General features: G+C 41.4%; 20 protein-coding genes. 15 read left to right on the top strand and 5 right to left on the bottom strand.

Going from position 1 to position 21,992, the window contains the following annotated elements; translation table 11 throughout:
- The first annotated feature begins 80 nt into the window (after positions 1-80).
- The 3 genes from AB1K80_RS03785 (at position 81) to AB1K80_RS03795 (ending at position 3,051) form a co-directional block, all read left to right on the top strand.
- Complete coding sequence (locus AB1K80_RS03785; protein WP_412855286.1) at positions 81-836, top strand: SDR family oxidoreductase; 756 nt, start codon at positions 81-83, stop codon at positions 834-836.
- Between the two features lie 61 nt (positions 837-897).
- Entirely contained in the window at positions 898-1,584 is a 687-nt protein-coding gene (locus tag AB1K80_RS03790) for a metal-dependent hydrolase (protein ID WP_412855287.1), read from the top strand.
- 144 nt (positions 1,585-1,728) lie between these two features.
- Complete coding sequence (locus AB1K80_RS03795; protein ID WP_412855288.1) at positions 1,729-3,051, top strand: DRTGG domain-containing protein; 1,323 nt, start codon at positions 1,729-1,731, stop codon at positions 3,049-3,051.
- Positions 3,052-3,109: 58 nt separating this feature from the next.
- Here the strand turns inward: AB1K80_RS03795 and AB1K80_RS03800 are convergent, their stop codons facing one another.
- Positions 3,110-3,412 (bottom strand): YtpI family protein, encoded by a 303-nt coding sequence (locus AB1K80_RS03800; RefSeq protein WP_412855289.1) that lies wholly within the window; start codon positions 3,410-3,412, stop codon positions 3,110-3,112.
- A gap of 146 nt (positions 3,413-3,558) precedes the next feature.
- Between AB1K80_RS03800 and AB1K80_RS03805 the strand changes: the two genes are divergently transcribed.
- Positions 3,559-4,494 carry a DHH family phosphoesterase gene (locus AB1K80_RS03805; RefSeq protein ID WP_412855290.1) on the top strand — a complete coding sequence of 312 codons (936 nt, stop codon included), beginning with the start codon at positions 3,559-3,561 and terminating at the stop codon, positions 4,492-4,494.
- A gap of 56 nt (positions 4,495-4,550) precedes the next feature.
- On the opposite strand, the gene AB1K80_RS03810 is transcribed toward AB1K80_RS03805, so the two are convergent.
- The 3 genes from AB1K80_RS03810 to AB1K80_RS03820 form a co-directional block, all read right to left on the bottom strand.
- Positions 4,551-4,736 (bottom strand): hypothetical protein, encoded by a 186-nt coding sequence (locus tag AB1K80_RS03810; protein WP_412855291.1) that lies wholly within the window; start codon positions 4,734-4,736, stop codon positions 4,551-4,553.
- A gap of 108 nt (positions 4,737-4,844) precedes the next feature.
- Complete coding sequence (ytrI, locus tag AB1K80_RS03815) at positions 4,845-5,348, bottom strand: sporulation membrane protein YtrI (protein ID WP_412855292.1); 504 nt, start codon at positions 5,346-5,348, stop codon at positions 4,845-4,847.
- On the bottom strand, positions 5,345-5,686 hold the full coding sequence (locus tag AB1K80_RS03820; protein ID WP_412855293.1) for a YtrH family sporulation protein: 342 nt from the start codon (positions 5,684-5,686) through the stop codon (positions 5,345-5,347). The genes ytrI and AB1K80_RS03820 overlap by 4 nt, the downstream gene beginning before the upstream one ends.
- A gap of 137 nt (positions 5,687-5,823) precedes the next feature.
- Here AB1K80_RS03820 and dnaE point away from each other — a divergent pair, with 137 nt between their 5' ends.
- The 7 genes from dnaE to AB1K80_RS03855 all read left to right on the top strand — a co-directional run bounded on the left by dnaE (position 5,824) and on the right by AB1K80_RS03855 (position 16,253).
- A complete protein-coding gene (gene dnaE, locus AB1K80_RS03825) occupies positions 5,824-9,159 on the top strand; it encodes a DNA polymerase III subunit alpha (RefSeq protein ID WP_412855294.1) in 3,336 nt (1,111 codons plus the stop codon).
- A gap of 142 nt (positions 9,160-9,301) precedes the next feature.
- A complete protein-coding gene (locus AB1K80_RS03830) occupies positions 9,302-10,534 on the top strand; it encodes an NAD(P)-dependent malic enzyme (protein ID WP_412855295.1) in 1,233 nt (410 codons plus the stop codon).
- Between the two features lie 303 nt (positions 10,535-10,837).
- On the top strand, positions 10,838-11,713 hold the full coding sequence (gene accD, locus AB1K80_RS03835) for an acetyl-CoA carboxylase, carboxyltransferase subunit beta (RefSeq protein ID WP_412855296.1): 876 nt from the start codon (positions 10,838-10,840) through the stop codon (positions 11,711-11,713).
- Entirely contained in the window at positions 11,698-12,675 is a 978-nt protein-coding gene (gene accA / locus AB1K80_RS03840) for an acetyl-CoA carboxylase carboxyl transferase subunit alpha (RefSeq protein ID WP_412855297.1), read from the top strand. The genes accD and accA overlap by 16 nt, the downstream gene beginning before the upstream one ends.
- 349 nt (positions 12,676-13,024) lie before the next feature.
- A complete protein-coding gene (pfkA, locus tag AB1K80_RS03845; RefSeq protein ID WP_412855298.1) occupies positions 13,025-13,984 on the top strand; it encodes a 6-phosphofructokinase in 960 nt (319 codons plus the stop codon).
- A 27-nt stretch (positions 13,985-14,011) separates the two neighbouring features.
- The gene (gene pyk / locus AB1K80_RS03850) at positions 14,012-15,772 is read left to right on the top strand and encodes a pyruvate kinase (protein ID WP_412855299.1); all 1,761 of its coding nucleotides are present in this window, start codon (positions 14,012-14,014) and stop codon (positions 15,770-15,772) included.
- A 94-nt stretch (positions 15,773-15,866) separates the two neighbouring features.
- Complete coding sequence (locus AB1K80_RS03855; protein ID WP_412855300.1) at positions 15,867-16,253, top strand: FxsA family protein; 387 nt, start codon at positions 15,867-15,869, stop codon at positions 16,251-16,253.
- 21 nt (positions 16,254-16,274) lie between these two features.
- Here AB1K80_RS03855 and ytvI read toward each other — a convergent pair whose 3' ends face one another.
- Complete coding sequence (gene ytvI, locus AB1K80_RS03860; protein ID WP_412855301.1) at positions 16,275-17,396, bottom strand: sporulation integral membrane protein YtvI; 1,122 nt, start codon at positions 17,394-17,396, stop codon at positions 16,275-16,277.
- Positions 17,397-17,500: 104 nt separating this feature from the next.
- On the opposite strand from ytvI, the gene AB1K80_RS03865 reads away from it, so the two are divergent.
- From AB1K80_RS03865 to mdh, 4 genes are all read left to right on the top strand, one after another.
- Positions 17,501-17,965, top strand: coding sequence for a DUF441 domain-containing protein (locus AB1K80_RS03865; protein ID WP_412855302.1), 465 nt, complete (start codon positions 17,501-17,503; stop codon positions 17,963-17,965).
- Between the two features lie 371 nt (positions 17,966-18,336).
- On the top strand, positions 18,337-19,455 hold the full coding sequence (gene citZ, locus AB1K80_RS03870; RefSeq protein ID WP_412855303.1) for a citrate synthase: 1,119 nt from the start codon (positions 18,337-18,339) through the stop codon (positions 19,453-19,455).
- A 147-nt stretch (positions 19,456-19,602) separates the two neighbouring features.
- A complete protein-coding gene (gene icd / locus AB1K80_RS03875) occupies positions 19,603-20,874 on the top strand; it encodes an NADP-dependent isocitrate dehydrogenase (protein WP_412855304.1) in 1,272 nt (423 codons plus the stop codon).
- Positions 20,875-20,902: 28 nt separating this feature from the next.
- Positions 20,903-21,841 carry a malate dehydrogenase gene (gene mdh, locus AB1K80_RS03880; protein WP_412855305.1) on the top strand — a complete coding sequence of 313 codons (939 nt, stop codon included), beginning with the start codon at positions 20,903-20,905 and terminating at the stop codon, positions 21,839-21,841.
- Positions 21,842-21,992 lie beyond the last annotated feature (151 nt).

Genomic DNA, 21,992 nt, shown 5'->3' on the forward strand with positions numbered 1-21,992 from the left:
GCGCCTAGTACAGGTTTATAGTAAAGTAAAGATAATGAGAAACATGTGAACTTGCAACCTTTGCTTTAGGAGGAGATTGTGTGCGACACGCATTAATAACAGCGGGTTCTAAAGGACTTGGCAGAAAAGTGACCGAGTCTTTACTGAATATGGGGTATTCTGTGACAGTGAATTATCGAAGTGATGATGAAGCTGTACGACGGATGAAAGAAGAATTGCAGCCATACGAGGAAAAGCTACAATTTGTCCAAGGTGATGTAACAAACAAAGAGGACTTAAAACATATGGTGGAGCTAGCAGCGGAGCGCTTTGGTCGAATCGATGCTTTGATTAATAATGCTGGTCCATATATTTTTGAACGAAAGAAACTGGCGGATTACACCGAAGATGAGTGGTATCAAATGATGGAAGGAAACCTATCAGCAGTGTTTCATTTGTTCCGAATGGTCATTCCAATGATGAGGAAGCAAGGCTTTGGCCGCATTATTACGTATGGCTTCCAAGGGGCAGATCATGCACCAGGCTGGATGCACCGGTCAGCTTTTGGAGCAGCAAAAGTCGGGCTCGCGTCATTGACGAAAACCATTGCAATTGAAGAGGCTGAAAATGGCATCACCGCCAATATGGTCTGCCCAGGCAAAATCGTCGGTGAGATGAAAGAATCCACTATTGAAAAAGCGCGACTGATGAAAGACGAAGAAACACCAATCGGCAGATCTGGCACTGGAGAGGATATTGGGCGAATCATTTCATTTTTATGTGATGATCGATCAGACCTCATTACAGGGACTGTCATCGAGGCAACAGGTGGACTTAACGTGATTCATAAACACTAAGTTTTTTGATCAGTGATAGTGGGAATAGAGAGATAGGAACAAATTTGAAAGGTGGATACACATGAAAGCAACATATCATGGACATTCAGTTGTACACATTGAAACAAACGGGTATGATATTTGGATCGATCCATTCCTAAATGGAAATAAACACGCGACGATTGCTCCGAAAGATGTGAAAGCAGATGTGATTTTACTGACACACGGGCATGGCGATCATCTCGGGGACACAATTGAAATTGCGAAACAAAATGATGCACTTGTTGTAGCACCAAACGAGCTTGCCGTTTATTTAAGCTGGCAAGGAGTCAAAACGCACCCGCTACATATTGGCGGTGGTTACCAATTTGATTTCGGTAAAGTCAAGCTGACGCAAGCGTTCCATGGTTCAGCTGTGATTGATGAAGAAGCCAAAACGATTACGTATACAGGCATGCCATCAGGAATTTTATTGACAGTCGAAGACAAAACCATTTATCATGCGGGAGACACTGCACTCTTTTCAGATATGAAACTCATCGGTGAGCTAAATCATATTGATCTGGCATTCCTTCCAATTGGTGATAACTTCACAATGGGACCAGAGGACGCAAGAATCGCAGCAGAGTGGCTACGGGCCAAGCACGTTGTACCAATCCACTACAATACATTCCCACCGATTGTGCAAGATCCGCATGCATTTGCAGATAGCTTGCCTGGCGGTGTAGGTCATGTGTTAAATAGCGGAGAATCGATTGATCTTTCATAAAGATGGTCATGAGCTGGCATACGATGCCGGCTTTTTTGTTCTGAATATAACCGGTAGACAGAAAAGACAAATTGCTATTAAAAGCCTCCTGCCGTTATAATGAAACATAGATGAAAACGCTGAAAATAAAAAGGGTGAACGGCATTGGCGACAAAGCATGAACAAATTTTATCGTATATTGATTCTTTAGAGGTCGGTGAGAAAATTTCTGTCCGGCGGATTGCAAAAGAAATGAAGGTAAGTGAAGGAACTGCTTATCGGGCGATTAAAGAGGCTGAAAATAAAGGATTCGTCAGTACCATTGAACGCGTCGGTACCATCCGAATCGAGCAGAAGAAAAAAGAAAATATTGAAAAACTGACATATGCAGAAGTTGTCAATGTCATTGACGGTCAAGTGCTTGGTGGACGAGCAGGCTTACATAAAACGTTAAACAAATTTGTCATCGGTGCCATGGAGCTAGATGCGATGATGCGATATACAGCAGCCGGCAACCTGCTGATCGTCGGAAACCGGATTAACGCCCACAGGCAAGCATTAGAAGCAGGAGCTGCTGTCTTGGTGACAGGCGGATTCTCAACCGATGAGCCAATTATACAGCTAGCAGACGAGCTGGAGCTGCCGATTTTATCAACAAGCTATGATACGTTTACAGTAGCTGCCCTCATCAATCGGGCGATCTATGATCAATTAATAAAAAAAGAAATCGTGCTTGTCGAAGATATCTTAACACCGATCGAACGCACAGTGTATCTTTCACCAGAAGATAAGCTGGAGAAATGGTATGAAAAGAATTACGAAACAGGACATGGCCGATTCCCAGTAGCAGATGATCAAATGAAGATTCATGGCATACTCACCTCAAAAGACATTGCAGGTCATGACCGCTCTACACCAATTGAAAAAGTGATGACCAAACAACCACTCACGGTCATTGGGAAAACATCCGTTGCCTCTGCGGCACAAACGATGGTGTGGGAAGGCATTGAGGTGTTGCCCGTTGTAGATGATCATGCGAAGCTGATTGGCATGATTAGCCGGCAAGATGTGCTCAAAGCACTTCAAATGATTCAAAAGCAACCTCAAGTTGGAGAAAAAATAGATGATGTTGTGTCAAGAGGGTTTAAAGAGACGGATACAGATCGAACAAAAACAGAGGCAGTCTATCAATATGAAGTGACACCACAAATGACAAACCAACTGGGGAATATTTCATATGGGGTGTTTACACAAATTTTAATTGAATCAGCCAATCGCTTTTTGAAATCTCATAAAAAAGGAGAGCTGATTGTTGAAAGTCTGTCTGTCTACTTTTTAAAGCCAGTCCAAATGGAAACCACTATACAGATCAAACCGAATATCTTAGAGGTAGGTCGTAAGTTTGGAAAGTTAGAAGTCGAGGTGTACCACCAAACGAATATCGTAGGTAAGGCGATGATGATGGTGCAGTTAATGGAGAGAGGATAGATCGCACTTACAGCAATCAGAAAAAGGGAAAAGGGCGAATCCATTTCGCCCTTCTTCTTTACGCGTGGTCTTTTTCGCCTTCCTTTAGAAAGTGCGGGAGGTAATGCTTGTAGGCTTTATATCCAGCCCACGTACTGCCGATACCGACTGCAACAAAAATAAACCCAATGACAAATGCGAGTGACGAGCGGTTTAAAAATAATTGATTCACACCGAAGAGCAGGACAAAGCAACCGAGTGCCATACTTGATTTGGCAGACCAGAATTTCTTCTCGACCGGCCGGTTCGTACGGACATTCTTTGCTTTGTAGTATAAATAAAACATGGCAGAACAAATAATAAACACAATCAAAACAAGCATGTGCCAAGCCTCCATTGTAAGTGGTTACAACCCTATTTTAAACGTAAATAGGCTTGCTTACTAGAATAAATTGTCTATTCCTCACTTTTCCATCAGGATAGATTATGATTTAATAATAAAAAGAGTATCGCTAAGAAGGAGTTATTATGAAAAAAGAACTGATTAGAACCATATCATTATATGACACCATCATCATCCATAGACATGTAAGACCAGATCCTGATGCTTATGGATCGCAGTGCGGCCTTACGGAAATCTTGCGTGCAACGTATCCGGAAAAAAATATTTATGCGACTGGAACCCCAGAACCATCCCTGTCATTTTTATATGAACTGGATGAAGTACCGGACGAAGCATACGAAGGCGCACTTGTGATTGTCTGTGATACAGCCAATCAAGCAAGAATTGATGACCAGCGCTATGCAAAGGGTGATAAACTGATGAAAATCGATCATCATCCGAATGAAGACCCTTATGGTGACTTGCTTTGGGTGGATACAGAGGCAAGTTCTGTGAGTGAAATGATTTATGAGCTGTATTTAGAGGGGAAAGAAGAAGGATATCAACTAAATACAAAGGCAGCAGAACTCATTTATGCTGGCATTGTCGGAGACACAGGCCGCTTCCTTTTCCCAAACACAACAAAAAAGACACTCAAGTATGCAGGCGAATTAATTGAATATCCATTTTCATCTTCAGATCTATTCAATCAATTGTATGAAACCAGTTTGAATGTCGTGAAATTAAATGGCTATATTTTTCAGCACATTTCATTATCAGAAAATGGTGTGGCGTCTGTTTTTATTAAGCGAGACATTCTGGACTCATTCCAGACGACGGCGCAGCAAGCCTCACAGCTTGTAGGGACACTAGGGAATATTGAAGGAATTAAGGCTTGGGTCTTTTTTGTCGAAGAAAACGATCAAATTCGTGTGAGATTTCGCTCGAAAGGTGTCGTCATCAACACGATTGCTAAAAAATATCATGGCGGTGGTCACCCGCTTGCCGCAGGAGCATCCATTTATGACTGGTCAGTGGCAGATGATATTTTACGTGATTTAGAAGAAGTATGTAAATCATGAACGTGAGAGAGGGAAGATTCAGCTCCCTCTCTCTTTTTTGATCAAGAAGAAAAGGGTTACTTAAGGATTGGGATAAACCAGCAGCCGATGTCTGTTGAATCTTCATAAGCTTGGAGATTTTGATGCTTTAATTCTTTTTTGATTAAATGAGCCATCATTTCTGTCTCAGCATACGCACACATGCCGTCTTTAATTCGACTGGCTTTGTCTCGTGCCATTTGACGATAGCTATAAACCTCCATTGTCCTCACCTCTTTCTATTTAAGATCTTGTTCTACTTTAGTTTATAAAAATTGGAAGAAAAAAGCGATCATTGACTGCATAAATTCATAAAAAATCCACATCATGATCTATTGGGCAAATGAAATGCGTACTTCAATGGAGAGTTTTGTATAAATGGTCAGCTCTGTAACTTTGGCGCGGTAAGCCTTTTCCCTAATCGTATATTCCTTGTTCTCCACGGTTCGCTTTAACAATTCCTTTGTTTTATATACACTATCAATATCCTTTGTGATGACCTCTGATATGTCCTCTTTGACTTGTTCCTCAAATTTTAACGTATCCGGTTCTGGAATTTTATATTGCTCACGATTCACTAGGTGTACGTCTACACTTTGAATGAGAAGCCGCTGCTTATTGTCCTCATTTAGTTTATGCAAATCTTCCCGATAGAGTGTGATTTGTTCCTTTAAGCTATCCATATGGTGCTGCTGGCTTCTTAAAAGAGTGACTTGCTTTTCTTGAAAGGTGCCATATGTAAACAAGAAGATCAACCAACTGATCATAGCACCAAACATCATCCCAGCAAAGAAGCGTTGCCAGCCTGGGCGTTTATACAACTCTGGCACCCTCATGATGACACATGCTCCTGAGTGAGCCATGTAATAATGAGATATCCCGTTTGTGCACCGCCCATGGCAGAGATAATTAATAAAATCTGTTTGAAAATATCACGCGTGTTTCCTTCGAATATGCCTCTTTCAAAGCTATATACCGCGTCGAATGTACCACCAATTGCAGCAACAAGCGCCCAAATTTTTAAACGATTTGCGAGACTTGTAATGATTGTTAGCGGTGGCTGACCCGATAAATACGCACCAATGCCACCTATAATTGCACCGCCCAAAATGACCCCAAGCGCAATAAAGTAACAGCTAATAAAGTTGGGAATAAAGGCTTCTTTCACATCCATTTTTTCCACCTCACTCTATTCAATATATGGTGCAGACAGGACAAGTATGAACAGCCAAAAAAGAAAGAACATTTGTTTCTCACTGCATCGCGATTTATAATGAAAGAATGAATTTCAACGAAAGGAGTGGATTAAGCATGTCTTATGTTCATCTTCAGGTCCACAGTGGATACAGCTTATTAAATAGTGCAGCTAAGGTAAAGGAGCTAGTAATGAAGGCCAAGGAACTAGGCTACAAGGCGCTCGCTCTCACCGATGATCATGTGATGTATGGAACGGTTGAGTTTTATAAGGAATGTAAAAAGCAAGGCATCAAGCCTGTCATCGGTTTAACAGCTTCTGTCTTCATCGATGAACAAGAGACAGAGGCTTATCCATTGGTACTCCTTGCGGAAACGAATGAAGGCTATCAAAATCTCATCAAAATAAGTAGTGTCTTAAAATCGAAATCAAAAGCTGGTTTGAAAGAAAAATGGCTCAAAAGCTATCATCATGGTCTCATTGCCATAACACCAGGTGTGTCAGGATACATCGAAACGCTCTTGCAGCAAGATCAACTGGAGGAAGCATGCGAGGCAGCGAGACATTTGCAAGGTATCTTCGGTGAGGGATCTTTTTATGTAGCGGTTCAGCCGTTCCAACAAGACGACCAACTTGTTGAAAGGCTACGTGATGTCTCTCAAAGCACAGGTATCCCGCTTGTCGCCACTGGCGATGTTCACTATATCAATCGGGACGACAAGACGGCTTATACTTGCTTAAAAGCGATTAAAGCAGGCCGGCTGCTTTCAGATATGGCACAAGAAGAAGAAGACAAGCACTTCAGATCGATAGAAGAAATGAAGGAATGGTATGCGGACGATCCTGAATTCCTGTCAAGAACGAGCGACATTGCGAGACGGTGTGAGGTCGACTTAAACCTCGGTCAAACCAAACTGCCATCTTATCCGACGCCTGATCATTCAACAGCAGATCAGTTTTTAAGAAAAGTTTGTGCAGAAGGAATGGTAAAAAGAAAAATCGAATCAGATGAAACGTATGTCAAAAGACTCAATTATGAATTGGATATTATACAGAAGATGAATTTCAGTGACTATTTTCTCATTGTGTGGGATTTTATGAAGTATGCACATGGGCAGGGCATTGTGACGGGACCAGGGCGTGGATCAGCGGCAGGTTCTCTTGTTGCATATGTTTTATTGATTACTGATGTTGATCCGATCCGGCACGGGCTTTTATTTGAGAGATTCTTAAATCCCGAGAGAATTAGCATGCCAGATATTGATATTGACTTTCCGGACACGAGACGAGATGAAATGATTTCTTATGTGAAAAACAAATATGGTGACATGCATGTGGCGCAAATCGTGACATTTGGGACACTTGCTGCAAAAGCCGCTTTACGAGATGTCGGACGTGTGATGGGCATTGATTCAAAGGCAGCAGATCGTCTAGCAAAACTGATCCCTTCAAAGCCAGGAATGACACTCAAAGAGGCGGTGTACACCTCACCTGAATTAAAAACAATGCTCCAACAATCAAAGGAGCTTCGAGAAGTCTTTCAAACAGCTTTAAAGGTAGAGGGGTTGCCAAGACATACATCGACTCATGCTGCGGGCGTAGTCTTAAGTGAAGAGCCACTCACCGAAGTCGTTCCGATTCAAGATGGTCATGATGGGGTGTACTTAACGCAGTATGCCATGAACTATTTAGAAGACCTCGGGCTACTCAAAATGGATTTCCTAGGTTTAAGAAACCTCACATTAATTGAATCCATTAAAAATCAAATCGAAAGACAAGAACATGTCCATATTCGATTTAGTGACATCTCTTATCAGGACAAAAAAACATTTGAGTTGTTATCGGCAGGAGATACGACAGGGATTTTCCAGCTGGAATCACAAGGGATGCGCCAAGTACTTAGAAGGCTAAAACCATCCAGTTTAGAAGACATCGTCGCGGTGAACGCGCTCTATCGACCAGGTCCAATGGAAAATATTCCGTTATTTATTGATCGAAAGCATGGCAGAGCGAAAGTCTCTTATCCTCACCCTGATCTGTATGACATTTTAAAAGATACATACGGTGTCATTGTCTATCAAGAACAAATTATGCTGATTGCAGAAAAGATGGCAGGCTTTCAACTAGGGGAAGCTGACCTGTTAAGGAGAGCCGTTTCGAAGAAAGATAAAAAGATCCTTGATGCACAGCGAAGTCATTTTGTTGAAGGATGCTTAAAAAAGGAGTATTCTGTTAACATTGCAAATGACGTTTATGATTTAATCGTCAAATTTGCAAACTATGGTTTTAATAGAAGCCATGCTGTCGCATATAGCATGATTGGCTTTCAGCTTGCTTATCTAAAAGCGCATTATCCGCTTTATTTTATGTGCGGACTTTTAACGAGTGTGATTGGAAATGAAGACAAAGTCGCTCAATATTTTTATGAGGCAAAGGAAAAAGGGATATCTGTGTTGAAGCCTTCTATTAATAAGAGTGAGTTTCCATTTACGGTTGAAAAAGGGGAGATCCGCTACAGTTTAAGGGCGATCAAAAATGTCGGAGTGTCAGCTGTTAAAGAGATATACAGAGCAAGGCAGGATAAGCCATTTGAAGATTTATTTGATTTCTGTGCAAGAGTCTCACCAAAGAGTGTAAACAGAAAAACGATTGAAGCGCTCGTGTTTTCAGGGGCGATGGATGAATTTCATCCAAATCGTGCTTCGTTATTAGCATCTATAGATATTGCATTAGATCATGTGTCATTTTTAACGCCAGAGGATCAGTTAGACTTTCTTGGGGATACAACCTTCTCCATCAAGCCAAAATATGCTGAAATTGACGAGCTGCCGCTAGTCGACCTTCTGCAATTTGAGAAAGAGGCACTGGGGTTATATTTATCAAATCATCCAGTACAAGCGTACCGAGATCGCTTAAAAGAGAATGGTGCAGTGGAAATCATCAAACTTTCTTCCTATATTAAGCGAAAAATCTCTTTGGGTGGTCTTTTGACAAAGGTGAAATCGATTCGGACAAAAAATGGACAATCGATGGCATTTGTCACATTTGGGGATGAAACGGGAGAAATGGAAGGCGTTGTCTTTCCAGAGCAATTTAGAAAGCTGTCTCCTTTACTGGAGGAAGGCGCAATGCTTTATGTGGAAGGCAGAATAGAACACAGAAACGACAGCAGTCAAATCATTGTGCAAGAGGCAGTTCTACTTGAAGAAATGGACACAAAAAAAGCAGAGGCTGTCTATATACGGGTGAAAGAAGAGAACCATACGCAAGAGCTGCTGGAGCAAGTAAAACGTGTGATCTCACAACATCGCGGAGAAGCGGATGTCTATTTGTATTATGAAAAACAAAAAAAGACAATGAGGCTACCTGATGCTTACAAGGTCCATACAGATCATGCTGTGATTTTCCAGCTGAAAGAACTGCTCGGTGAACAAAACGTTGTGATTAAATGATGATAAATCGTTTAATTGTGTTTTACAAATTCGCCTATTGTGTTATCATTTTAAAGATTCTGTGTATTGAAAAACAACCAGTATGTGCTTATCACCTTAGCAATTATTTAAATCCATATTCACTTGAAGGAGTGTTCATCACATGTCATTAAGAGAAGAAGCATTACATATGCACAAAGAGAATCAAGGCAAACTCGAATCAAAATCAAAAGTAGAAGTGAAAAATGCAAAAGACTTGAGCTTGGCTTATTCACCTGGTGTTGCAGAACCATGTAAAGATATTTATGACGACACAAGCAAAGTGTATGATTATACAATGAAAGGCAATATGGTCGCTGTTGTCACAGACGGTAGTGCTGTTTTAGGCCTTGGAAATATTGGGGCTGAAGCATCTCTTCCAGTTATGGAAGGAAAAGCCGTCCTATTCAAAAGTTTCGCAGGCGTAGATGCATTTCCAATTGCACTTGCCACAAATGATGTAGACAAAATTGTTGAAACTGTGAAGCTCCTTGAGCCAACTTTTGGCGGTGTCAACCTTGAAGATATTGCAGCGCCTAACTGCTTTATCATTGAAGAGCGTTTGAAAAAAGAGACAAACATTCCGATTTTCCACGATGATCAACACGGTACAGCGATTGTGACAGTCGCAGGACTTGTCAATGCCCTGAAACTTTCTGGAAAATCAATGTCCTCCATCAAAGTGGTTGCAAACGGTGCTGGAGCAGCAGGGATTGCGATTATCAAACTTCTGTATCATTTCGGTGTACGTGACATCATTATGTGTGATACAAAAGGCGCAATTTACGAAGGCCGTCCGAATGGCATGAATGCAGTGAAAAACGAAGTGGCGACTTTCACGAACCAAGACCGCAAAGAAGGTTCATTAGAAGAAGTCATTGAAGGAGCAGATGTCTTCATCGGCGTTTCAGCTGCGGGTGCTTTAACGAAAGAAATGGTTGGGAAAATGGCAAAAGATCCGGTGATCTTTGCGATGGCAAATCCAAATCCAGAGATTATGCCTGAAGATGCACATGCAGCAGGTGCAAGTGTTGTAGGAACTGGTCGTTCAGACTTCCCAAACCAAGTGAATAATGTACTAGCATTCCCAGGTATTTTCCGCGGAGCACTTGATGTACGTGCGACACACATTAACGAAGAAATGAAAATTGCCGCAGTGGAAGCCATTGCCTCCCTCGTTTCAGATGAAGAGTTGACGGCAGAATATGTGATCCCTGCACCGTTTGATGCACGTGTAGCACCAACGGTCGCCAAAGCAGTGGCGAAAGCAGCGATGGAAACAGGTGTTGCAAGAATCAAAGTTGACCCTGAAGCTGTCGCAGAAAAAACAAGAAAATTAACGATTATCGGTCAATAATGACTGGAAAAGTGTGCGCGTTTTTTCCGAATTTAAGGAAAAAACGTGCCTCATTTCCTTCGTCATCTGAAATTTTTTTCATTCCGCACCAGATTTTTTTGTAGACGTTCACAATTCAAATATATCAACTGCTCAGCGCCCCTAACACATTCACAATTCTCATCAAAACCCCGCTAGAAAAAAGGAATGAAGGATGACATCGTTTGACAAAAAAAGTACAATAGTTTCGGTACAGTGATGACATGTCCTATAATAGTGGATGTGCGTGTAAAGAAAAAACCCTTCAAAAAGGGAGGTAGTCATTTGTCAATCAAGAACATATTCAGTAAAAAGAAAAAATATGCATCTGTACCCTCTGAACAGGCAAGTCAAGATGTGCCTGAAGGCATTATGACCAAATGTCCGCAATGTAAAAAGATAATGCTCACCAAAGAACTAGATAAAAATTTACGTGTTTGCATGAATTGCGACAGACATTTGCAAATGAATGCAAAACAGCGAATCGAAAGCCTTGTAGACGAAGGAACATTTGAAGAATTTAATGATCATCTGATTTCAGAGAATCCGCTCGGTTTCCCAGGCTATGAAGAAAAGCTTGAGAAAGACAGAGAGAAAACATCATTGAATGAAGCCATCGTTACAGGTAAAGGTGAGATTGAAGGCCAAAAAGCCATCATCGCTATCATGGATGCTACATTCCGTATGGGAAGTATGGGCTCGGTTGTAGGTGAGAAGATTACCCTAGCTATCGAGAAAGCAAAAGCGGACAAGGTGCCATTCATTATCTTTACTGCGTCAGGCGGAGCAAGAATGCAAGAGGGAATTCTTAGTCTCATGCAGATGGCCAAAACAAGTTCGGCCCTAAAGCTATTCAGTGAGGATCAAGGTTTGATCATCTCTGTGATGACGAACCCAACGACTGGTGGGGTATCGGCTAGTTTTGCGTCTCTTGGTGATTACAACTTTGCAGAACCTGGTGCACTCATTGGGTTTGCAGGTCGTAGAATCATTGAGCAAACCATTCGTGAAGACTTGCCTGAGGATTTCCAAACGGCTGAGTTTTTATTGAAGCATGGACAATTGGATGCTGTTATCCATCGTGCGAACATGAAAGAAAAACTAGGCCAAATCCTAGCATTACACAGCACAGGAGGTGAACGAGAGTGGCTGGAGAATTAGAATTTGAAAAACCTGTCATCGAACTTCGAGCAAAAATTGCAGAACTGAAAAAGTTCACACAAAACTCAGAAATGGATTTGAGCGCGGAAATCGAGCGTCTTGAAACACGTCTAAGTAAGCTAGAAGCGGACATTTACACAAATTTAAAGCCATGGGACAGAGTGCAGATTGCACGACATGCAATGCGTCCGACAACTCTCGATTACATTCAGGAGCTGTTTGACAACTTTTTCGAATGCCATGGTGACCGTTTTTATGGCGACGATGAAGCCATCGTTGGCGGAATTGCCACGTTTAAAGGCCTTCCAGTCACAGTCATTGGACATCAGCGCGGAAAAGACACGAAAGAAAACTTGCGCCGTAACTTCGGTATGCCACATCCTGAGGGCTATCGCAAGGCATTGCGCTTAATGAAACAAGCGGACAAATTCAATCGCCCAATCATTTGCTTTATTGATACAAAAGGAGCTTATCCTGGTAAAGCAGCCGAAGAACGTGGGCAAAGTGAAGCCATCGCTAAAAACCTATTCGAAATGGCAGGACTCCGTGTACCAGTTGTCTGTATTGTCATTGGAGAAGGTGGAAGTGGTGGGGCACTTGGTTTAGGCGTAGGAAACCACCTATTTATGCTAGAAAACTCAACATATTCAGTGATTTCACCTGAAGGTGCAGCTGCACTGCTCTGGAAGGATTCGTCACTTGCTAAAAAAGCTGCAGAAACAATGAAAATCACCGCTCCAGACCTAAAAGAATTAGATATTATAGATGATGTTATTAAAGAAGTTCAAGGTGGAGCACATCGAGACGTTAAACAACAAGCGGCCTACATGGAAAAAATATTAAAGCAATCACTTACATCTTTGCTCAAACTAACGCCAGAAGAATTAGTTGACCAAAGATATCAAAAATACAAAGCAATCGGGAAAGTATCGGTTGAAGATCAATATATTGGGGTAAACTAAATAAACGTACAGCCTATGAGGCTGGCGTTTATTTTTTTCTCGTTTCACATCTTTTTCAGGAAAAACCTCAAGATGAAAGCGCTATTTGAAAATAATTTTCTTTTGTTTTCATAAAATTTAAAATGTCTGAAAACGTTGATCCCATAAGGTTTACAGACCGATCATCAACTCAATATCAAGACAATTGCTTTCATGACTTTCTTAACTTTTGTTTAAAAACAGTTTATTTAATTGTATAATAGGTACGGTTTTAGAAATTCGTATTGAAAACAGCCAGTTTTGCTTAAGATTGTTTTCAATCAGTGGAAATGGTATGTTTAATTCATATATGGTCTCTGAGGTGAAAAAGATGAAGCGTATAGGAGTTTTAACGAGCGGTGGGGATTCCCCAGGAATGAATGCAGCTGTGCGCGCAGTTGTCAGAAAAGCAATCTTCCATAATGTTGAAGTTTACGGTGTGTACAATGGATATTCAGGTCTAATTAACGGTAAAATTGAGAAACTAGAATTAGGTTCCGTAGGCGATATTATTCATCGCGGTGGAACGAAACTTTATACGGCAAGGTGTCCTGAATTCAAGACAACCGAAGGTCGTGAACAAGCGATTGAAAACTTAAAAAAATTCGGTATTGAAGGACTTGTTGTCATCGGTGGGGATGGCTCATTCATGGGTGCGAAGAAATTAACTGAGCTAGGTTTCCCATGTGTCGGTGTACCTGGCACGATTGATAACGATATCCCAGGTACTGATTTCACGATTGGCTTTGATACAGCCCTTAATACAGTGATTGATGCGATTGATAAAATTCGTGATACAGCCACATCTCATGAACGTACATACGTAGTAGAGGTTATGGGTAGACACGCAGGTGATATTGCCCTTTGGTCAGGACTTGCTGGTGGGGCGGAATCAATTTTGATTCCTGAAGCAGACTATGATATGGACGAGATTGTTGCCAGATTGAGAAGAGGACATGAGCGCGGGAAAAAGCATAGTATCATCATTGTCGCTGAAGGTGTTGGCAGCGGTGTTGAATTTGCTAAACGAATTGATGAGGAGACAGGCCTTGAAACGCGTGTATCTGTCCTAGGACATATTCAGCGCGGCGGTTCTCCAAGTGCGTTTGACCGTGTGCTAGCGAGTCGTTTAGGTGCATACGCCGTAGAACTTCTTCTTGATGGAAAAGGCGGTCGTTGTGTTGGAATCCTCAGCAACGAACTTGTGCATCACGACATTTTGGACATCTTAGATAAAAAACACACAGTCGATCAAAGTATGTACCGACTTTCACAAGAGCTCTCTATATAAAACGAGAAGACCTTAGGAGGAACAGTAATGAGAAAGACAAAAATCGTTTGTACAATTGGTCCAGCGAGCGAAAGCATTGAAAAGCTGACTGATTTGATTGAAGCAGGAATGAATGTAGCCAGACTAAACTTCTCTCATGGAGATTATGAAGAGCATGGTGCACGTATTGAAAATATTCGTCAAGCTGGCAAAACACTAGGCAAGGACATTGCGATCCTTCTTGATACAAAAGGTCCGGAAATTCGTACACGTACAGTTGAGAATGGCTCAATTGAATTAGTCGCTGGTACCGACCTTATCGTCAGTATGGAAGATATTGTTGGAAATAGCGAAAAAATTAGTGTGACATATGAAGATTTAATTCACGATGTACAAGTAGGTTCAACGATTCTACTTGACGATGGCCTCATCGGTTTAGAGGTCAAAGAATTAAACGTTGACCGCAAAGAAATTGTCACAAAGGTCATGAACACAGGTACGCTGAAAAACAAAAAAGGTGTGAACGTTCCAGGTGTAAGTGTCAATCTTCCTGGTATCACTGAAAAGGATGCGAGCGATATTCTTTTCGGAATCGAGCAAGGTGTTGATTTCATCGCAGCTTCTTTTGTCAGACGAGCATCTGATGTGCTTGAAATTCGTGAGCTTTTAGAAAAGAACAATGGTGCTGATATTCAAATCATCCCTAAGATTGAAAACCAAGAAGGCGTCGACAACATTGACGAAATCCTTGAAGTGTCAGACGGTCTGATGGTGGCACGTGGAGATCTAGGTGTAGAAATCCCTGCAGAAGAAGTACCACTTGTTCAAAAAATGTTAATTAAGAAATGTAATAAATTAGGTAAGCCTGTCATCACCGCTACACAAATGCTTGATAGTATGCAGCGCAACCCTCGTCCAACTCGTGCTGAAGCAAGTGACGTAGCCAATGCCATTTTAGACGGTACAGATGCGATCATGCTGTCTGGAGAAACAGCAGCAGGAACATATCCTGTTGAAGCTGTCCAAACGATGCACAACATAGCTTCACGTTCAGAGGACGCATTGAATTATAAAGCGATTCTTTCTCGCAGAAGCGAAGAAGTTGAAGTGAGCATCACAGATGCGATTGGACAATCTGTTGCACATACTGCAATGAAACTTGACGTGGCAGCGATTGTGACGCCTACTGAAAGTGGTCATACAGCTAGAATGATTTCAAAATATAGACCAAAAGCACCAATTGTGGCTGTGACAGCAAATGAATCAGTTGCACGAAAACTATCGCTCGTATTTGGTGTCTTTGCCAAGAGCGGTTCAAATACGAATTCAACTGATGAAATGCTTGAGAATGCGGTTGAAAAATCAATTGAAAGCGGCTTTGTTAGACACGGTGACTTGATTGTCATTACAGCAGGTGTTCCAGTTGGTGAGGCTGGTACAACGAACTTAATGAAAGTCTACGTCGTTGGTGACGTCATTGCCAAAGGACAAGGCATTGGCCGTAAATCTGCATTTGGACCAGTTGTGGTAGCACAAAGTGGTAAAGAAGCAGAGGAGAAAATGACAGAAGGTGCTATTCTTGTCGCAAACTGCACAGACCGTGATATGATGGGAGCTCTAGAGAAAGCATCAGCTCTTATCACAGAGGAAGGCGGTTTAACAAGCCATGCAGCTGTCGTTGGACTCAGCCTTGGAATTCCAGTGATCGTCGGACTTGAGAACGCAACAACGCTTCTAAAAGAAGGCGAAGAAATTACAGTAGATCCAGCAAGAGGCGCGATCTATAAAGGCCGTGCAAGCGTCCTTTAAACCATACAAGAGGGGAGTGATAAGACTCCTCTCTTTTTTTATGTTAAACTGTAAAAGAAAACAGGTATGAATGAAACCCTATGAGGTGATATGGTTGAAATATATACTGCTCCTACTCATTCTGTTTCCTGCAGTGGAAATTAGTTTGTTCTTATTATCCAGTAAAGTGATTGGGATTCTCCCAACCATGCTACTGATTGTACTCACAAGCGCACTAGGTGCTTATTTTGCAAAGAAACAAGGAAGCGAAGCATTTCAAAAGGTACAACGAGATTTACAATACGGCAAAATGCCAGGTTCCACGATCGTTGATGGCTTCTGCATTCTTGCTGGTGGCTTACTTCTTCTGATTCCCGGCTTTTTATCTGATGCGATTGGGGCGTTGCTCCTGATGCCATTTACGAGAAAGCGATTCAAGCCTCTGTTTGAGCGTTGGTTCAGACACATGTCTAATCGTAGACGTTTTACGATCATTCGCTAAAGAGACCTTCACATGAGGTCTCTATTCTTTTTGTGCGCCATGTATGATGTATTGATAGATATCTCGAAAAACACCAGCGTTACGAAATGCCTGCCAAATGACTAAGACAGCAGGACCAACCATTAGACCGAGAAAGCCTAACCATTTTAATCCGACAAATAAAGCAATGAGTGTGGCCAGTGGATGAAGACCGATGGATTTGCTTAAGACTTTTGGCTCAGATATTTGTCTTTGAATTAAAACGACTATATATAAAATACCTAAGCCAATTGCAAGCGAGAGCTTACCTGTTACCGCCGAATAAATGATCCATGGTAAAAAGATCGTGCCACTCCCTATGTAAGGAAGTAAGTCAACAAGACCGATACTTAGCGACACGACAAAAGCATGTTCTACCTTCAAAATAATCAATCCAATGAAGACAATACCGATGGTCATGGCTACGAGCAGAAGCTGGGCTTTCATAAATCCAGAAATGGCTTTTTTGATTTCAGAAAAGATGGCGCGTGTATGTAATAACCACTTTGCAGGAAAAAGGCGTCCACTATATGTTTTTAAAGTAAACCAATCTTTTGTGATAAAAAATGTGGCAAGTGCTGAAAATAAAATGGTCGCAGCTGCATCCGGCAAAAGACCTAAAAAAGCTGGAATGAATTCGAGTGTTTTCGAAAGGAAAGTCCCGATTTTCGCTGCACCTTCATCACCAAGTGCTTGGATTTGTCCCAAAATAGATTCCTTTTGTCCTGCTTGCAGTGCATTAAATTGTGCGGTCAAATCATGATATAAAGGGAGAATTTTATGTGTAAAGAACCGTTCCACAATCGCAATCATCTGATCAATATGACCAGGTAACACCTTTGCTAAATAAGCACTTCCAGAAATGATTTCTGCTACTAACAGTGTGATAACCCCTGCGGCAATAACTAAAAAGAGTAAAAGAACAATGATGACAACAAACCCTCTTGGCATTCCAGTCAGTTCTTCTATTTTACATACAGCAGGATGAATCAAACAGGATACGATCAGTGCGATCCAAAATGGGTAGACTAAAGGAAATGATTGATAGATAAGAACAACCGCAAACACAGTAATACTTAGCATCATCAAACTTCGAAGAAAAATGGCCACGTAGGTGTGATTCACACAATCCCCTCCCCAAAAACAAGCATGTCCGATACTTCATTTTATTCAAAAAGATGAGTAATATGAAAAGGTCGCAATAAAAAGAAAGGAAGGTGCGGCGGCGTATGTTTACTCAAGCCAATTTATTTTTAGCTCTTTTACTTGTAATCGCACTTATGGCAAAAAATCATTCATTAATTTTGGCGGTCTCTGTGCTGATTGTCATAAAGCTCGTTGGACTCGATCAAAAGATTTTCCCGATGCTGCAATCAAAAGGCATCAATTGGGGTGTGACAGTCATTACAATTGCGGTACTCGTTCCAATTGCAACAGGTGACATTGGATTTAAACAGCTTGGAGAAGCCATGAAATCATCCTACGCTTGGATTGCACTTGGTGCGGGTATATTAGTAGCACTCATTGCGAAGAATGGCATTGTCCTACTGGAAAATGATCCGCATATTACGACAGCACTTGTGTTTGGTACAATTTTGGCAGTTAGTTTATTTAAAGGAGTGGCAGTTGGTCCACTGATCGGGGCAGGAATTGCTTATTTAGCAATGCAGGCTGTGAAGTTTTTTAGCGGATAAAGAGAGCGTGGTGATGCCACTCTCTTTTTTTATTTTTGTTTTGTGAGCTTTTGCAAAAAAACATAATTAAATATAATATAAGAATGAAAATCCCTAGATTCCATGCCGGAAACGATAGGCTAGGAAAAAAAATATCAAAAAAAATTATAGTTAAACATTTAACAAATGTCTGATTATTGTTTATAATGGGAATAGGCTTAATTTTAAACTCATGCATCACACAAGATAAATGAGTCGAAAAGCGCTCTTACCGTATAGGTAAATGTAAGCATTTACTTTTTAAAACCTATCGTCATATTTGGATAGGATAGCGCTTTCAAAAGCGAGGATTCTGCAACGAAGGGGAATTTTTTTAAAAAGGGGAGATTAACATGACAGCAACAAGAGGTCTTGAAGGTATCGTGGCAACAACTTCATCCGTAAGCTCAATTATTGATGATACTCTTACTTATGTAGGGTACAATATCGATGATTTAACTGAAAAAGCTTCATTCGAAGAAATTGTCTACCTGTTATGGCACTTAAAGCTGCCGAATGAGCAGGAGCTAAGTGAACTAAAACAGCAGCTCAATGAGAACGCTCAAATTCCGCAGGAAATCATTGAGCACTTTCAATCTTATTCGCTTGACAGTGTTCATCCAATGTCAGCGATTCGGACGGCAGTATCCTTATTAGGCTTACTTGATGACGAATCAGAGGTCATGGACAAAGAAGCGAATTACCGAAAAGCCATTCGTCTTCAGGCGAAAATATCAGGACTTGTCGCTGCATTTTCACGCATTCGAAAGGGACTTGAGCCTGTACAACCGAAAGAAGAATACAGCTATGCTGAGAACTTCTTGTATATGCTTAAGGGAGAAGAACCATCTTCAGTAGAAATTGAAGCCATTGATAAAGCTTTGATCCTACATGCAGATCATGAATTGAACGCTTCGACATTTACAGCGAGAGTATGTGTTGCTACACTATCAGATATTTACTCTGGTGTGACAGCTGCCATTGGCGCTCTAAAGGGGCCTCTTCATGGTGGTGCCAATGAAGGCGTCATGAAGATGCTCACAGAAATTGGGGAAGTTGAAAACGTAGATTCATATATTCATGGTAAGCTAGAGAAGAAAGAGAAAATCATGGGCTTTGGCCACAGAGTATACCGACAAGGTGACCCTCGTGCAAAGCACTTAAAAGAAATGAGCCAGCGCTTAACAAACCTCACTGGCGAGCCGAAATGGTATGAAATGTCTGTTCGCGCAGAGGAAATCGTGACATCAGAGAAGAATCTTCCACCAAATGTTGATTTTTATTCTGCATCTGTATATCACAGTCTTGGGATTGATCATGACTTATTCACACCAATCTTTGTGATTAGTCGATTCTCTGGATGGATTGCACACATTTTAGAGCAATATGACAACAATCGTCTCATCCGTCCGAGAGCTGATTACATTGGACCTGATCTTCAAACGTTTGTACCGATTGGTGAAAGAGACTAATGTTTATAGAATAAGCGGAGGCTGATCCGATGAACCATTCAGTCTCCATATCAACAAAAAACGAACTATGTGAAAAACTTCTTTGCTTGCAGACAAACAAGCTTTGAAGTTTCAAATATTCACTACATAACCTGGGAGGTAATATCATTGTCACAAGGCGAAAAAATTACAGTTACTGGCGGCGTATTGAATGTACCAAATAATCCAATCATCCCGTTTATCGAAGGGGACGGAATTGGTCCTGATATTTGGAAAGCAGCATCAAGAGTTCTTGAAGCAGCTGTAGAAAAAGCATACAAAGGCGAAAAGCAAATCACTTGGAAAGAAGTATACGCAGGTGAGAAAGCTTACAATAAAACTGGCGAGTGGCTTCCCGAGCAAACACTTGAAGACATTCGTGAATATTTAATTGCGATTAAAGGCCCGCTGACAACACCAATTGGTGGAGGAATCCGTTCATTGAACGTAGCACTAAGACAAGAGCTTGATTTATTCACTTGCTTACGTCCAGTTCGCTGGTTCAAAGGTGTACCATCTCCTGTTAAACGTCCACAGGACACAGATATGGTCATCTTCCGTGAGAACACTGAGGATATCTATGCAGGAATTGAGTATGCCAAAGGGTCAGACGAAGTGAAAAAATTAATCAACTTCTTAAAAGACGAATTAGGTGTTAACAAGATCCGTTTCCCAGAAACATCAGGTATCGGAATCAAACCAGTGTCTGAAGAAGGAACATCTCGTCTTGTCAGAGCAGCTATCCAATATGCGATTGACCAAGGCCGTAAGTCTGTGACACTTGTTCACAAAGGAAACATCATGAAGTTTACAGAAGGCGCATTTAAAAACTGGGGCTATGAAGTAGCTGAAAAAGAGTTCGGCGATCAAGTATTCACATGGGCGCAATATGACCGTATTGCTGAACAAGAAGGCAAGGATGCGGCAAACAAAGCGCAAAGTGAAGCAGAAGCTGCTGGCAAAATCATTGTCAAAGACAGCATTGCAGATATTTTCCTACAACAAATCCTGACTCGTCCAAGTGAGTTTGATGTCGTCGCAACAATGAACTTAAACGGAGACTACATTTCAGATGCACTTGCAGCACAAGTTGGTGGAATTGGTATCGCACCTGGTGCAAACATCAACTACGAAACAGGACACGCTATTTTTGAAGCGACTCACGGAACAGCACCGAAATATGCTGGTCTAGATAAAGTGAACCCATCTTCTGTTCTTCTATCAGGTGTATTATTACTTGAGCACCTTGGTTGGCAGGAAGCAGCAGATCTAGTCATTCAATCAGTTGAAAAAACAATTGAATCAAAAGTCGTAACTTACGATTTTGCTAGATTAATGGATGGTGCGACAGAAGTGAAGTGCTCTGAATTTGCTGACGAGCTTATTAAAAACTTATCTTGATTCTGAAACGTGAAAGGGGAAAAGGGAAATGGCAAACAAGCGTAAAAAAGTATCTGTCATCGGAGCGGGCTTTACTGGAGCAACAACGGCGTTTCTAACTGCACAGAAGGAATTAGCGGATGTCGTATTAGTCGACATCCCGCAACTTGAAAACCCGACAAAAGGGAAAGCACTGGATATGCTAGAAGCAAGTCCAGTTCAAGGCTTTGATGCAAATATTACAGGCACTTCAAACTACGAAGATACAGCCGGTTCTGATGTCGTGGTCATTACGGCAGGCATTGCAAGAAAACCGGGCATGAGCCGTGACGACCTTGTGTCAACGAATGAAAAAATCATGCGTAGTGTGACACGTGAAATCGTCAAATATTCTCCAGAAGCGATCATTGTGGTCTTAACAAACCCTGTTGATGCCATGACATATGCCGTTTATAAAGAATCAGGATTGCCAAAAGAACGAGTCATCGGACAATCAGGGATTTTGGATACCGCTCGATTCAGAACGTTCGTTGCCCAAGAATTAAATCTATCTGTTAAAGATGTAACAGGTTTTGTTCTTGGTGGACACGGTGACGATATGGTTCCACTTGTTCGTTACTCTTATGCAGGCGGGATTCCGCTTGAAACATTGATTCCAAAAGACCGAATCGATGCAATTGTCGAAAGAACAAGAAAAGGCGGCGGAGAGATTGTCAATCTCTTAGGAAACGGTAGCGCGTATTATGCTCCGGCTGCTTCACTTGTTGAAATGGTTGAGGCGATCCTAAAAGATCAGCGACGCGTCATCCCAACGATTGCATATCTTGAAGGTGAATATGGCTACGAAGGCATTTACCTTGGGGTTCCAACAATTGTAGGTGGAAACGGTCTTGAGCAAATCATCGAGCTTGAACTCACACAAGAAGAAAAAAGTCAGCTTGACCGCTCAGTTGAATCTGTTAAAAATGTGATGAAAGTATTATCTTAATATGATAAAAAAGAAGGCTTCTCTTCAGGGAGGCCTTCTTTTTGTATACAAAACAAAACTTGTCGAATTTTTAAATTGTCCTCTTGTTAAGCTTTCGTTAAAATGTAATAGAAAGCATCACGTCTTGCTTTCCGTAAAAGACAAAAAATAC

This window comes from Bacillus sp. 179-C3.3 HS (genome assembly GCF_047229225.1).
In the GTDB taxonomy this organism is placed as follows: domain Bacteria; phylum Bacillota; class Bacilli; order Bacillales; family Bacillaceae; genus Bacillus.

Coding starts and splice junctions, on each gene's coding strand:
- AB1K80_RS03790 (WP_412855287.1), top strand. CDS start 898: ATGAAAGCAACATATCATGGACATTCAGTTGTACACATTGAAACAAAC.
- AB1K80_RS03800 (WP_412855289.1), bottom strand. CDS start 3,412: ATGCTTGTTTTGATTGTGTTTATTATTTGTTCTGCCATGTTTTATTTA.
- AB1K80_RS03805 (WP_412855290.1), top strand. CDS start 3,559: ATGAAAAAAGAACTGATTAGAACCATATCATTATATGACACCATCATC.
- AB1K80_RS03810 (WP_412855291.1), bottom strand. CDS start 4,736: ATGGAGGTTTATAGCTATCGTCAAATGGCACGAGACAAAGCCAGTCGA.
- ytrI (WP_412855292.1), bottom strand. CDS start 5,348: ATGAGGGTGCCAGAGTTGTATAAACGCCCAGGCTGGCAACGCTTCTTT.
- AB1K80_RS03820 (WP_412855293.1), bottom strand. CDS start 5,686: ATGGATGTGAAAGAAGCCTTTATTCCCAACTTTATTAGCTGTTACTTT.
- dnaE (WP_412855294.1), top strand. CDS start 5,824: ATGTCTTATGTTCATCTTCAGGTCCACAGTGGATACAGCTTATTAAAT.
- AB1K80_RS03830 (WP_412855295.1), top strand. CDS start 9,302: ATGTCATTAAGAGAAGAAGCATTACATATGCACAAAGAGAATCAAGGC.
- pfkA (WP_412855298.1), top strand. CDS start 13,025: ATGAAGCGTATAGGAGTTTTAACGAGCGGTGGGGATTCCCCAGGAATG.
- pyk (WP_412855299.1), top strand. CDS start 14,012: ATGAGAAAGACAAAAATCGTTTGTACAATTGGTCCAGCGAGCGAAAGC.
- AB1K80_RS03865 (WP_412855302.1), top strand. CDS start 17,501: ATGTTTACTCAAGCCAATTTATTTTTAGCTCTTTTACTTGTAATCGCA.
- citZ (WP_412855303.1), top strand. CDS start 18,337: ATGACAGCAACAAGAGGTCTTGAAGGTATCGTGGCAACAACTTCATCC.
- mdh (WP_412855305.1), top strand. CDS start 20,903: ATGGCAAACAAGCGTAAAAAAGTATCTGTCATCGGAGCGGGCTTTACT.